This is a genomic window from Endozoicomonas sp. NE40 (assembly GCF_040549045.1).
Taxonomy (GTDB): Bacteria; Pseudomonadota; Gammaproteobacteria; order Pseudomonadales; family Endozoicomonadaceae; genus Endozoicomonas_A; species Endozoicomonas_A lisbonensis.
Window position 1 is genome coordinate 4,107,204 of record NZ_JBEWTB010000002.1, and the last position, 13,193, is coordinate 4,120,396.

General features: G+C 52.0%; 11 protein-coding genes and 1 pseudogene. 6 read left to right on the plus strand and 6 right to left on the minus strand.

The genetic code is table 11. The features are described from left to right. Window positions 1-7 precede the first annotated feature (7 nt). Window positions 8-2,551, plus strand: a complete 2,544-nt coding sequence (locus tag V5J35_RS19655) for an inositol phosphate phosphatase SopB (protein WP_354008761.1) — start codon at window positions 8-10, stop codon at window positions 2,549-2,551. Here the strand turns inward: V5J35_RS19655 and V5J35_RS19660 are convergent. The 4 genes from V5J35_RS19660 to V5J35_RS19675 all read right to left on the minus strand — a co-directional run bounded on the left by V5J35_RS19660 (window position 2,542) and on the right by V5J35_RS19675 (window position 5,938). Beyond that, window positions 2,542-3,000: a potassium channel family protein gene (locus tag V5J35_RS19660; RefSeq protein ID WP_354008762.1), complete on the minus strand. Its 459-nt coding sequence runs from the start codon at window positions 2,998-3,000 to the stop codon at window positions 2,542-2,544. The genes V5J35_RS19655 and V5J35_RS19660 overlap by 10 nt on opposite strands. Window positions 3,001-3,071: 71 nt before the next feature. Further along, window positions 3,072-4,052 carry an octaprenyl diphosphate synthase gene (gene ispB / locus V5J35_RS19665; RefSeq protein WP_354008763.1) on the minus strand — a complete coding sequence of 327 codons (981 nt, stop codon included), beginning with the start codon at window positions 4,050-4,052 and terminating at the stop codon, window positions 3,072-3,074. Window positions 4,053-4,133: 81 nt separating this feature from the next. After that, window positions 4,134-4,985 (minus strand): GNAT family N-acetyltransferase, encoded by an 852-nt coding sequence (locus V5J35_RS19670; RefSeq protein ID WP_354008764.1) that lies wholly within the window; start codon window positions 4,983-4,985, stop codon window positions 4,134-4,136. Window positions 4,986-5,038: 53 nt separating this feature from the next. Further along, a complete protein-coding gene (locus V5J35_RS19675) occupies window positions 5,039-5,938 on the minus strand; it encodes a polysaccharide deacetylase family protein (protein WP_354008765.1) in 900 nt (299 codons plus the stop codon). Window positions 5,939-6,204: 266 nt separating this feature from the next. On the opposite strand from V5J35_RS19675, the gene rplU reads away from it, so the two are divergent. The 4 genes from rplU to proB all read left to right on the plus strand — a co-directional run bounded on the left by rplU (window position 6,205) and on the right by proB (window position 9,532). Further along, on the plus strand, window positions 6,205-6,516 hold the full coding sequence (rplU, locus tag V5J35_RS19680) for a 50S ribosomal protein L21 (protein WP_262563638.1): 312 nt from the start codon (window positions 6,205-6,207) through the stop codon (window positions 6,514-6,516). A 107-nt stretch (window positions 6,517-6,623) separates the two neighbouring features. Further along, the gene (rpmA, locus tag V5J35_RS19685) at window positions 6,624-6,881 is read left to right on the plus strand and encodes a 50S ribosomal protein L27 (protein WP_354008766.1); all 258 of its coding nucleotides are present in this window, start codon (window positions 6,624-6,626) and stop codon (window positions 6,879-6,881) included. 257 nt (window positions 6,882-7,138) lie between these two features. Then, a complete protein-coding gene (cgtA, locus tag V5J35_RS19690; protein WP_354008767.1) occupies window positions 7,139-8,350 on the plus strand; it encodes an Obg family GTPase CgtA in 1,212 nt (403 codons plus the stop codon). A gap of 54 nt (window positions 8,351-8,404) precedes the next feature. Then, window positions 8,405-9,532 (plus strand): glutamate 5-kinase, encoded by a 1,128-nt coding sequence (gene proB, locus V5J35_RS19695; protein WP_354008768.1) that lies wholly within the window; start codon window positions 8,405-8,407, stop codon window positions 9,530-9,532. 13 nt (window positions 9,533-9,545) lie between these two features. Here proB and V5J35_RS19700 read toward each other — a convergent pair whose 3' ends face one another. Together V5J35_RS19700 and rpsT are read right to left on the minus strand one after the other, a co-directional pair. Further along, entirely contained in the window at window positions 9,546-10,853 is a 1,308-nt protein-coding gene (locus V5J35_RS19700) for a hypothetical protein (protein WP_354016479.1), read from the minus strand. A 201-nt stretch (window positions 10,854-11,054) separates the two neighbouring features. Then, window positions 11,055-11,322: pseudogene (rpsT, locus tag V5J35_RS19705) on the minus strand (30S ribosomal protein S20). Window positions 11,323-11,620: 298 nt separating this feature from the next. On the opposite strand from rpsT, the gene murJ reads away from it, so the two are divergent. Continuing rightward, entirely contained in the window at window positions 11,621-13,192 is a 1,572-nt protein-coding gene (gene murJ, locus V5J35_RS19710; RefSeq protein WP_354008771.1) for a murein biosynthesis integral membrane protein MurJ, read from the plus strand. The last annotated feature ends 1 nt before the right edge of the window (window position 13,193 follow it).

The following is a 13,193-nucleotide window of genomic DNA, read 5'->3' on the forward strand; positions in this document are numbered from 1 at the left end:
CGTATTCATGGATGCACTTCAAAGACTGTTAACCGCTCCGGTCAGTGGTATAGCCGACATTACAGAGGAGGACGCGCCCGTTGGTGTCTGGCATGGGCATAGCGTCCAGCCTTTTCCTCTTGGGCGGGAGCTGGGGCTACAGGAAGGCGATGAAGTGGCTGTGGAAGAAGTAACCGGGGCGCTGGAAAAGCATTACGGGTCTTTTGTGAAGCAAGAGATAGAGCAGCACCTGGTGGGAATGACGGCCCTGAGTGACAGGGATGTTGCCATCATTGATAAGCAGGCCAGAAAGATATTCCGTGAAGTCAGGGATGGAAACCAGGAGCTGATAAAATCTGCAGTTACAGTGAAATGGGTTGGCAGGCTGTTTGAGTTCTTGCAGACGGAGCCGAACGACGACAGGCTGAGAGTCAGCTGGAATTATCTGCCAGAACATGAGCAGCAGCACATGGTGGAGTCTGTCCGGATCAGTATGCAGGCAAAACAGGGTGTACTCACTTTTGATGATATTGATCGCGAGGGTGTGTCCAGCCTGAAGGCTCATCAGACGTTGTTTGCCAGGTCGGCACCGCAGATTACCCGCTTTCTTGAAAATCAGGGACTTGAGCCGCCCATCAAGCCCGGTGATCTCAGGGATTTTGCTGAAGAATTATATTTTTGCACCAAGCCTTCCGGTCAGGAGATCAACCGGCAGGAACTGGGGCTTATGCGCAATGCGGATGTCTTAACCAACCGTACTGCGAAGCTGCTCTATAACTCCCCCCTGGAAATGATGCATGAAAAAACGCTGGGTATGCAGAAACAGGAGGCGAGGGAGCACGCCAAGAGTCTGATGCGCGGGCTTTCAGCCGTTGGTAAATATGGTGAGAACCTTCCGGAGGCTTTTCAGGAAGCGATGATCATTGATTTACGCAGCCAGTTTTTTGCCACAGTTGATCACATTCATCAGCTGGAGGTGCTGGAGGCCAACAACCCTCTGGACCAGGCTCACTGGCAGCAGTGTAAACAGGACGAGCTGGCTGTGGCTCTGGATGTGTTGCTGGCTGAAGAAGACCGGCTCGGGGAAGAAATTGAGCAGGGTAGCGATGATGGAAGAGGCTCGAAAGCCCGGTTTTATAACCGGATCAATCAGTTGACCGATGAATTTGATGACTTGGCTGGTAAGGTTGGGAGCTACACAGATGGTGACCTGTTACCCAGCGGCGAACACTCCGATGAGCTGGGGGCTGAACGATTAGGGCGCCGCCCTGTCCAGGACGCCAGTCGCTATGCCCGTTTGATTGCCCGGCGCCTGAAAGGCATTGGTATCAAAAAAGTGGATAAAAAGCTGAGCGAGGCCAGAACCCGAAGAATGGCCAGTGTTCCCTGGAAAACCGTTGAAACCCGCCTTGAGCCTCGTATCAACAACAAAACCCTTAAACTGAAAAGCCGGATCACCCCTGCCGCAGAGTTTCGGCTGGAGATGGGGCATTCGCGCAATGTTGATATATTTCCTATCCATCTGCATGGCAAGGGCAAACCCTCTTCGAAAAGAGACGAGATGAATAATGCCGTTAATCTGGGCGAAACGCAGTTGCTGCTTGAGCAGGGTGGGAAACAGAAAAGACTGTTCAGAGGTTTGCGTTCCGGCACACTGATGGCATTTGGGGTCTCAAAGAAAAAAATACGGGAAAAGGCCAATGACACAAGGTGTTATGACCTGGCTGTTTCCAGTCTGAAGCAGGTGCTGGACGATAATCCTGAACTCTTTAGTCAACAGCCTGTTCCCATCAGGCTTTCAACACTGCAGCTTCTGACACCTGATAAAGGACGTCACTGGCTTCGAATACATGATGATGAGCTGAAAATGCAACGGGAACAGATGGAGGCGTTAAAACGATTAAAAGCCCGGCTGGACGGTGGTGAGAAACTGGCTATTACGGACAGCTACGGTGATGTACATGAAGTGGAGGTCGATTTTGATTTTGCAGCAACCAATTTTGGTGTCAACAACCTTGCACTGGAGACAAAGTGGAGGGCTATGGGGCCGTGGGGCGCTGTCAGGGATGACAATCAGGAAGGGTTGAAAAAGTTGATGGGCGGTGTTGAGCCCGGTGATGAAATGGGTGGCTGGGCTCAGGACTTTTTAAATGGTCAGGCATCCTCAAAAGACAAGATGATTGTCAGGCAGCTGATTGAACAGATTCGTGACCTGTATGTTACCGAAGATTATAAGCGGGAAGGGATAGACGCTTATAAAATGGTGGCTCGTATACTGCTACTGTCTTATAAGCTGGGACTGATCACACACTTCAACTGTAAGAGTGGTAAAGATCGTACGGGTGAGGCTGATGCGGCTGTCAAGCGGCTGGCTGCGCAGGTAGAGGCGCTGGGTTATGTGCCTGATCCCAGGCAGCCCCTTAGTCAGGCAGAGCGTGTTTTATCCCAGATGTTTGCACTGGAAACCGGAAATATTCTCTGGCAGCAGATGAACATTAACCGTCCCGGCTATAAAACGACAACCGGCAAGGACAGACTGGGCGAGCGGGTGTTTGGCATGATTCATGTGTAGTGATCAGGACGTTTGAAAAGCTCTTTCCAGATGGTCTGTATCACCATAAACAACATGGCTGTACTCCAGCCGGAAAGAATGATGCCATTGATGGACTGAATGCCTGTTAAGAGTCGTGTATCACCGGTCAGAACAATGTCGCCATAGCCCAGTGTTGTGAATGTCACCATGGAAAAGTAGATGGCATCGGTCCAGGACAGAATGATTTCCACTTTCGGAATGATGTAATAACCCGCAGCCCAGACAATAATCTCTGCCAGGTGCAGGAATACAATGATCAGTGTTGTGCTGGTCAGGATCAGTAATTGGAAATTAGCGGTATGCAGAAGGTGGGGGAAGGACCGGTTCAGACTGTACAGCCCTTTAAGCCAGAGCGTGGTACCGGCTGCGTGCAGTATAACCGTGACCGTAACCATTAGTGAACCGTACAGAGAAGCTTCAAGCAGCATATCATCAGGCCAGTGTCGTGAACTGAAAGGGCTTCGTTGCAGAAGCCCTTGTCAGACAGATATAAAGAGTTTTAGTAGGTGCGGGCTACAGCAAAACGGGCCAGGTCTTCCATAGCAGAGCGGTATGGAGATTCAGGCAGTTTGGACAGGCTGGCAATGGCTTTCTGAGCCTGTTCCTGTGCTCGCTGTGCGGTGTAGCCCAGGGCGCCACAGTCCCGAACGGCGGCAATAATGGCATCCATATTGTCAAGACCGTTCCCTTCTTCAATGGCCTGGCGCACCAGCTCTTTCTGTTCCGGCTTGCCTTCTGACAGAGTGAAGATCAGGGGCAGGGTAGGCTTGCCTTCCGCCAGATCGTCACCGAGGTTTTTACCCATGGCTTCTGCGTCACCGACATAGTCCAGCAGGTCGTCAACCAGCTGGAAAGCCATGCCAAGATGGTTGCCGTAATCGCACAGAGCCTGTTCGGTTTTTTTGTCCTGACCGGACAGGATGGCAGCTGTGTGGGTAGATGCTTCGAACAGCATAGCCGTCTTACAGCGAATTACTTCCATATACTGGGCTTCTGTGACGCTGGAATCGTTGACATTCATCAACTGCATCACTTCACCTTCAGCAATCACATTGGTGGCATTGGACAGAATGTTCAGCAGGCGCATGTTGTCCAGCCCGACCATCATCTGAAAGGCTCTGGAGTAGAGAAAGTCGCCGACCAGTACACTCGGCGCATTGCCCCACAAGGCATTGGCAGTGTCACGGCCGCGACGCAGGTCAGACTGGTCAACCACATCGTCATGCAGCAGGGTGGCGGTGTGCAGGAACTCGATAATGGCGGCCAGTGGAATATGATTTTTGCCTTTGTAGCCACAGGCGTTGGCGGTCAGAAGAACCAGCAGGGGGCGCAGGCGTTTGCCGCCGGACTGGATGATGTACTGGCCAATCTTGCTGACCAGTGCGACATCAGAATGCAGCTGTTCACGAATGCACTGGTCGACCAGGGCGAAATCGTCACGGACAACAGCTTGGAATGAGGGTTGTTTGCGATCAGGCATAGGTTTGCTGCAGAAGGTATAAATGGCTGCATCCTATGGAGTGCTTGCGTTGCTGTCAATAGCCGTACTGTTGATAGTGGCTTATCCGGCTTCCAGTGAGGTGAGTGCATACAGGCGCTGATAGTCAAGGTCAGGCTCATAGCCACGGTACATGCGGACAGAGAGAAAGTCGATGGGCCGGCCTTCAAAGCTGTGTACCAGATGACGTGCGTAGCGATTGGTTTCCGGCATATCGCAGAAAACAGGCTGTCCAAGGCTGTGCTGGAGCAGGGCCTGCATCAGGTGCTCGCCAATCACGGGGGTGTCGGCAAACAATGGGCCAATCTTATAGCCAGTGATACACGGGCGCAGAACGCCAAAGCCTTTGATATCGTGATGATCGCGAAAGCAGAAGGCGCTGGCTTCGGGCTGGGTGACCCAGGCTTTCAGGTAGGGCTTGCGTTTTCCGGGAAACAGCTGTTTTTCATAGTCAAGCAGTTCCAGCAGACGGATATGTCTGAGGTTTATGATATTAGGGTGAAGTTCTTCCGGAGCGTGCTGCCAGTTGAATTCAAAGCGTTGATTGATATGGGCAGTCCGAAAGCCCACCGAACGGTATACGCTTTCTTTTTCCAGAACACCGTCCAGCGACAGGTTGCGGTAGCCCGCCATCTGTAGCCGCTTTCGGGTCATCATCAGGCCAAATCCCTGTCCACGGTATTCTGGTTTGACAACGAAGTTGCCAAAGCTGGCATAGCGGGTATTGTGCCTGAATACGGCTGCAACACCCACCAGTTCGTCATCCAGTTTGATACCAATAAACCCACTGGCAAATGCTTTGTAAAAAGTATCTGCGTCGTGGATACCAGGATTCCAGCCTTCCCGGGCGATCCACTGATACATGGTTTGCACTTCTTCCCGGCTCAGGGTGTCGATGTGAATGTTTCCCCGCATGGCAGTACCTCATCGTTATCAGCCATCATTTATAGTGTTTCTATTGAAGCGGCTTATTGCCGGTATTGTTGTATCCACAGGTCAGCAATGCTGGATCGAGTGGTAAACCACACATCAGGATAGCTGCTGGTGTAGTTCAGGAACTCTCTGATGGCTTCGCTGCGTCCGGGATGGCCCGACAGCCGGCAGTGCAGACCAACGGTCATCAGGCTGGGTTGCGCTCCGCCTTCCCTGTACAGACAGTCAAAAGTGCTTTTCAGATGCTGGTAAAAGTGGTCGGGCGTTATCCAGCCGGGGCTGGAGCCGTACAGGCAATCGTTATTGAGCAAAGTGTAGGGGATGATCAGATGTCCGTTCTCCCACCAGGGGTAATCGTCGGAATAATCATCGCTGTCCCACAGCAGACCGGCTTCGATCACCAGTTCACGGGTATGCAGGCTTTTGCGTCCGGTGTACCAGCCCCGGGCGGGTTTGCCGGTACTCTGGTGAATCGTATCCAGAGTGCGTAGCAGATGTTCCCGTTCGTCCTCTCTGGAAAAGTGATGATAATCAATCCAGCGCCAGCCATGCCCCGCGATTTCATGGTTCGACTGACCCAGGACTTTAGCGATGGCCGGGTTGCGGGCCAGTGCCTGACCGCAGGCAAAGACGGTAACGGGTATCTTGTATTCTTCAAACAGCCGGTGCAGTCGCCAGAATCCGGCTCTGGCGCCATAGGCAAACAGGCTTTCGCTCGACGGGTGACGGGCACCGGTTCGCTCAGGCAGGCCGGAAAAGCCGGAAAGGTAGTGTTCCGAAGAGTCGTCCCCATCCAGTACGTTACGCTCAGCCCCTTCCTCAAGATTCAGTATCAGGTTGATCGCCAGCCGCTGGTTTCCGGGTAGTCTGATTGCGGGTGGCTTACCGGCGTAACCGGCCCAGTTGCGGGGATAAGGGGTTGATTGATCGGTCATCAGTGGCTGTACCTACACAGGTCGAGTCAATTAATAACCAAGAGAATAGACAAACCTACTTGCCAGATGGGCTGGCATTACTTAAAATTTGCGCCCCTATCTGAGAATCCGGTGCGGTGTGCCATTTTGTTATGAGTTTCATTTGAGGCTTATGCGGTGCCGCTCTTTTGAAGTGATTTTTAGGTAGCTAATGAAAATTCCGCCAGAACCCTGTTCTTGAGCGGATGCCTTTGACAAAGAGGCTGACAGGATTTTCGGAGATTATTATGTACGCTGTTATCAAGACCGGCGGCAAGCAGTATCGCGTTGCTGAAGGTACCACCCTCAAAGTAGAGAAGCTGGACGTAGCTGCTGGCGAGAACGTTGAAATTACTGACGTTCTGCTGATCGCTAACGGTGAAGAGCTGAAAGTTGGCGCGCCAGTTATCGAAGGTGCCAAGGTGACTGCTGAAGTCGTTGCTCATGGTCGTGGTCCTAAGATCAAGATCATCAAGTTCAAGCGTCGTAAGCACCACCGCAAGCAGATGGGCCACCGTCAGTGGTTCACTGAGCTGAAGATCTCCAGCATCGCTGGTTAATTTCGGTTTCATAACGCTGATGGGTTAGTTTTAACCCATTTTATGTTTTAGAAGGTGGGTGTCTGGTTTGGTCGCTGGCCACTTCACCGGGTTAAAAGGAGAGCATAATGGCTCACAAAAAAGCTGGCGGTTCTACCCGCAACGGTCGCGATTCAGAAAGTAAACGCCTTGGTGTCAAGCGCTTTGGTGGTCAGGTAGTTATCGCAGGTAACATCCTGGTTCGTCAGCGTGGTACTCGTTTCCACGCTGGTGAAAATGTTGGTATTGGCAAGGATCACACCCTGTTCGCCAAGGCTGACGGCAAGGTAGTATTTGAGGTTAAAGGTCCTCAGAAGCGTAAGTACGTTCGTATCGAAGCTGCTTAATCGCTACTGCTTTTTACCGGATGCCCTGATTGATATCAGAAGTGGTTATCCGGTAAACAGAAAGCCCCGCTTTAATGCGGGGCTTTCTCGTATCTGAGATATATTTATACAGTTGCATAAATGCGGCGTAATCAGTGTCTGATGCTTTGATGGCTCTGATGAACTCTGATGAAAAGGTGCCTGGAGATAAGTTTTTCGAAGCGAAGAATTTATGTGCAGGCATTGCCATTGAGAGCGAATGCTGCAGGAGGTTGTGAATGAAGTTTGTCGATGAAGCCACGATCTGGGTTCAGGCAGGTAAGGGCGGTAACGGTTGTCTGAGTTTCCGTCGTGAAAAATACATCGCCAAGGGTGGTCCTGACGGTGGTGACGGTGGTGACGGTGGCAGTGTTTACGTAGAAGCCAGGGATGATCTGAATACGCTGGTGGACTACCGCTATACCCGTCGCTATCAGGCAGAGGCCGGTGCGCCGGGGCGTGGTCGTAATTGCTCCGGTAAAAAAGGTGAAGACATTATTCTGCCAGTACCGGTCGGTACGACCGTTGTTGATGACGATACTGAAGAGGTGATCGGTGACCTGATGGAAACCGGTCAGCGCATTATGGTAGCTCACGGTGGCTGGCATGGTCTGGGTAATACCCGCTTCAAGTCCAGTGTTAACCGCGCGCCCCGCCAGACAACGCCGGGTTCTGAAGGTGAAGCGCGCAACCTGCGTTTTGAGCTGAAGGTGATTGCGGATGTGGGCCTGCTGGGTATGCCTAACGCCGGTAAGTCGACCTTTATCCGCTCGGTATCCCATGCCAAACCAAAAGTAGCGAACTATCCGTTCACAACTCTGGTACCTAACCTGGGGGTGGTGAGTGTAGAGAAGCATCGCAGCTTTGTCGTGGCCGATATTCCGGGTCTGATTGAAGGGGCGGCAGAAGGCGCGGGACTGGGGATTCGTTTTCTGAAGCACCTGTCCCGCTGTCGTGTGCTTCTGCATCTTGTTGATGTCGCGCCTTTTGATGAAACCGATCCGGTGGAAACCGCCAGGGCCATTGTTAAGGAACTGGAAAGCTTCAGCCCGGCACTGGCAGAGCGTGAACGCTGGCTGGTGTTGAACAAGGTTGACCTGCTGCCGGAAGATCAGCGTGAGGAAGTGTGCGCCCGGATCATCAAAGAACTGGGCTGGGAAGGTCGTGTGTACCGTACCGCAGCCATTGCCAGCCAGGGAACTGACCTTTTGTGTCAGGAACTGATGACTTACATCGAAGAGCGTAATCAGGAAGAGGCTCACGACGACAGTATTGCGGCTCAGGAAGAAGAGCATCGCGTCAAGATGGAAGAAGAAGCCCGCAGTCGTATGCGTGAGGTCGCTGAAGAGCGTCGGCAGAAGCGTCTGGCCCAGAAAATGGCTCAGTTCGAAGACGAGGATGACGATGACTTTGATGATGAGGATGATGTAGAGGTATTCTACGCACCTTAACTGTTTTTATAATGGCCGCCCTGAACAGGGCGGTTTTTGTTTTTAGGAGAAGGAATGAGTGAGCGAGGCAGGTTGAGTTCGGCAAAGCGCTGGGTGATAAAAATTGGCAGTGCTTTGTTGACCGACGAGGGTCGTGGTCTTGATGTGGCGCGCATTGATAACTGGGTGACCCAGATGTGCCGTTTGCGACGCAAAGGCGTTGAGATTGTTCTGGTCTCATCCGGTGCAGTGGCCGCCGGAATGGAAAAGCTGGGGCTGGATGAACGACCGTCTGCCTTGAATGAACTTCAGGCAGCGGCAGCGGTCGGACAGGCAAGGCTGGTACAGGTCTGGGAGGAAAGCTTTCAGAAACATGGTCTTCAACCTGCACAGGTGCTGCTGACCCACGCTGATCACAGTAATCGCCAGCGCTATCTGAATGCTCGCAGTACACTGAATACCCTGCTTGATATGGGTGTCGTGCCGGTGGTGAATGAAAACGATACCGTAGCCACTGAAGAGGTTCGGTTTGGCGACAACGATACTCTGGGAGCGCTGGTGGCGAATCTGGTTGAGGCGGATATGCTGGTGCTGATGACGGATCAGGACGGTTTGTTTACGGCCGATCCGCGCAAAGACCCCGGCGCAACGCTTGTCGATAATGTCCGGGCGAAGGACAGGCAGCTGGATGCCATGGCCGGTGCTGGCAGTGGTCGTCTGGGGCGTGGTGGAATGCAGACCAAGCTGCGTGCCGCCCGTCAGGCTGCGGCTTCCGGTGCAGCCACCGTGATTGTGGGCGGGCGCATGGAGTCAGTGATCGAACGGCTCTATGCAGAAGAAGCGCTGGGAACGCTACTGTTGCCGGATCATGAACGAATGGCAGCCCGTAAGCAGTGGCTGCAGGGGCATATGCAGACTTCTGGCGAACTGGTCCTGGATGCGGGGGCTGTTAATGTTCTGGTGTCAAAGGGCAAAAGTCTTCTGCCTGTCGGTGTTCAGGAGGTCCGTGGTTCGTTTCTGCGGGGGGAAATGGTGGCCTGTCTGGATGAGTCCGGTCGTGAGGTGGCGAGAGGGCTGGTTAACTATGGTGACAAGGATGCCCGTAAAATTATTGGTAAGCCCAGTGAGCTGATCGGTGAGCTGCTAGGCTACTCTGGCGAACCTGAACTGTTGCACAGGAATAATATGGTGCTTGCCGGTTGAGTAGGATGAATCACTAATGCCATCCCATCAGCCAGTACAGAAACCGGTAAAGCAGGTTGGGTGAAGGTGGGGCAGTCTCGGGTGTTGCTCCCGGGTCTTCCTCATTCGATGAAGATGAGTTCAGGTCATCCTGCTCTGTCACTTGTTGGCTGCTGTGAGCAGTTTCCGGGGCAGGGTGGCTGCTATCGTTGTCATCAGGAGCGGTAGAGCTGGATGCACCATGGTTGATTTTATGGTGATGAGTGATGCTTTTGACACCTTTTGGGTGAACTCCGTGAACCTGACCTGTTGTTGATGTGTGATGAGAGGTTGTTTTTCTTTTTTTATGGAACTTACGCCTTGTTTCTTTATTTTTAGGAATTTCAGCTTGTTTTCTCTCTCCTTCAGCTGTTACCCAGCGCAAGAGGACATTTTCGGCAACTCCATGACGCACTTTAGTAAAAGTAACCTCTATTGATCCGGGTCGAACATTGCCCATCATTTCAAAGTCCTCTCGTGTCAGTTCTATTACAGTATCTTCTCCCTTTTTTTCTTCTATTGGCTGGTGGGGATTGTTGTTCCTTCTGGCACTCTTTTTTTGCTTCCCTTCTCTTCTTGCTTTTGCTGCAGCTTGTTTGCTTTGTTGTGAGGTTTGAGTTTTTTTTGGTTTTCTTCCGTCAGGTGGCGATTTTTCTCCACCGGCAAAGCACCAGCAAAACTCTTGTCTTTGAGGCATGAATATAGAACTCAGGCATTGACTCTTAATGACCGAGAGTGTTTCAAGGTTTGCATCCTGATAGGCTGTTTTTGCGGGTGCTTCTGATCCGAAAAATTGCCTGCATAGAGTTTGTATCTGACTTCTTGTACTGGCTTGATTGGATAGACTTGCAGTTATGACAGTGTCGCAGTCTTTTATTTTGTCGCATGGCGCAGGTTGAGTCTGCTGGCAGTTGTCATCATTGCACAGGGATACGTCAAATGCTTTGTCAGGTGAGAGGCTTTGAGCCGAGGTAAACTCAACCTTTGGTTGGTCTGCATAGGGGATGATGACCAGAGTGGTCTCTTCCCAGTCAGTGTAGGTCAGGGCATTTTGCTCTGATATGGGAATCAGCGGCGCTGTGCTGGTTGGGGTTAGTCTGATTTCAGGTGCATCCAGGGCATTTTGCAACCTTGTTGTAAGTTGGTAATTAAGATCCTTATAGGGACGGGGCTCAGTTGTGGCAGCGGAGGTTATTGAGAAAGTGACAGATACCAGAAAAAGTATTATTTCAGGAAAAAAGAGTTTTGTTTGTTCGTTCGCTGTTTGGGTTATATGGTCATTATTGTTGTGATTTAAATGCATTTTGCCCCGGCACCCCTTAGAAGCACATAAACACGGACACAGTGTAGTTGAGAGTTCTGGAATCGGAAGGGTCAATAAGATATGAGCTGTAAGCAGGAAACTGACAGGGAGCGAGAATCAGGTGACATTTTTAAGAATGCGGGTAAGGCAGGGCATAAAGCCCTGTCTTACAAAATCTTTCTGAGTAAAAACTCTCAGAAATTACGCAGACAGGGCTTTAACCTGAGCGTTCAGACGGCTCTTGTGACGAGCGGCCTTGTTCTTGTGGATGATACCTTTGTCGGCCATACGGTCGATAACAGGTACAGCTGCAGCGTATTCAGCTTTAGCCAGTTCAACGTCCTTAGCTTCGATAGCGCGTACTACTTTCTTGATGGAAGTACGAACCATGGAACGCAGGGAAGCGTTGTGAACACGACGGGTTTTCAGCCTGACGGGCGCGCTTTTTAGCAGATGGAGAGTTAGCCATTCTGGTGCTCCTAAAATCGAATGTGTGTACTGTATTCAATTGCAGGGCGGCTTCGGGCACCCTGTGATTGGAGTATGGAGTTGCCGCAGTTACTGGAAGGTGGCTCCCGGGCAAGAGAACCTTTCAGTGCCATACCCATACAGTCAAGTCGCCGAATCATGCCGTGTCGGGCTGCTGTTGTCAATACGGCGTCCTGCCTGAGCTTGACTGTATAGTCCCTATCCCTCCATCATCTGGTGTAAGGTGGGAGTTATCGTTAATATCGATGCCTTTTCTGAACCTGGTATTGAGCCCCTGAATGTCTGAACAACCCTCTGATAATGATATAAAGCAGCCACGCTCCCACAGCTTGCTGAGATCCAGTCTGGTGGTAGGCGTTATGACCATGATGTCCCGGGTACTGGGGCTGGTTCGTGACGTGGTGGTGGCTGGCTATTTTGGCTCGTCCATGGCAGCGGACGCTTTTTTTGTCGCTTTCAAAATTCCCAACTTTCTCAGGCGGCTGTTTGCCGAAGGCGCTTTTTCCCAGGCATTTGTGCCGGTTTTGTCGGAATATCGCACCACCAAACCCTTTGATGAAGTCCGTATTCTGGTCAGCCGTGTCAGCGGTACACTGGCTGGCACGCTGTTGATGGTCACCGTTCTTTGTATGCTGGGTTCGCCATTGCTGATTCGCCTGTTTGCGCCGGGCTTTATTGATGAGCCGGAAAAGCTGGCGCTGGCTGGCAGTATGCTGCGCATCACCTTTCCTTATTTGCTGCTGATTTCGCTGACGGCTCTGGCTGGCGGGATTCTTAACAGTTTCAGCCGTTTTGCTGTGCCTGCCTTTACGCCGGTTCTGTTGAATCTCAGCCTTATTGGCTCAACTCTGCTGCTTACCCCTTACTTTGCCGAGCCGGTGATGGCGCTGGCGTGGGGCGTTGTGATCGCAGGTGTCTCCCAGCTGCTGTTGCAGCTGCCGTTCCTGATGCAGATCCGTTTGCTGCCTTTGCCGCGCTGGGATCGTCAGCATGAAGGGGTGCGACGCATCATGAAGCTGATGATTCCGGCTCTGTTTGGTGTGTCCGTCAGTCAGATCAACCTGTTGCTGGATACAGTGCTGGCTTCGTTTCTGCAAACCGGCAGTGTCTCCTGGTTGTATTATTCCGATCGTCTGTCAGAACTGCCTCTGGGGGTGTTTGGTATCGCCATTGCGACGGTGATTCTGCCCAGCCTGTCCCGTAAACACGCCGATGACTCGAAAGACCAGTTTTCCAGAACGCTGGACTGGGCGATTCGTCTGGTGCTGTTGATTGGTATTCCTGCCGGTGTTGCACTGTTTATTCTGGCTGAACCGTTGATTGCGACCCTGTTTCATTACGGTGAAATGCAGGATCGGGATGTGATTATGGCCGGTATGAGTCTGCAGGCTTATTCACTGGGGTTGGTGGCCTTTATGCTGATCAAGGTGCTGGCGCCGGGTTACTTTGCCCGTCAGGACACGAAGACTCCGGTACAGATTGCTATTAAGGCCATGGTCGCCAATATGGTGTTTAACCTGATGCTGGTGTTCTGGCTGCAGCATGTGGGTCTGGCACTGGCGACGGCTATGTCAGCCTTTTTGAATGCCAGCCTGCTGTTCCTGGGGCTTAAGAAAACAGGGGTCTTCAAACCCCAGACAGGTTGGTGGCTTTATGCTTTCCGGCTGCTGTTTGCCAATGTGGTGATGGCTGCTGTTCTGCTGCTGATGGAAGGCGATGTTCAGCAATGGCTGGACTGGTCGCTTTGGCAGCGTGTCAGTCAGATGTCGTTAACCGTTGTGTCGGGTCTGGCCGCTTATGGGTTGAGCTTGCTGGTTGTCGGTGTTCGCCCGTCGCAGTTCAGGCACTAAA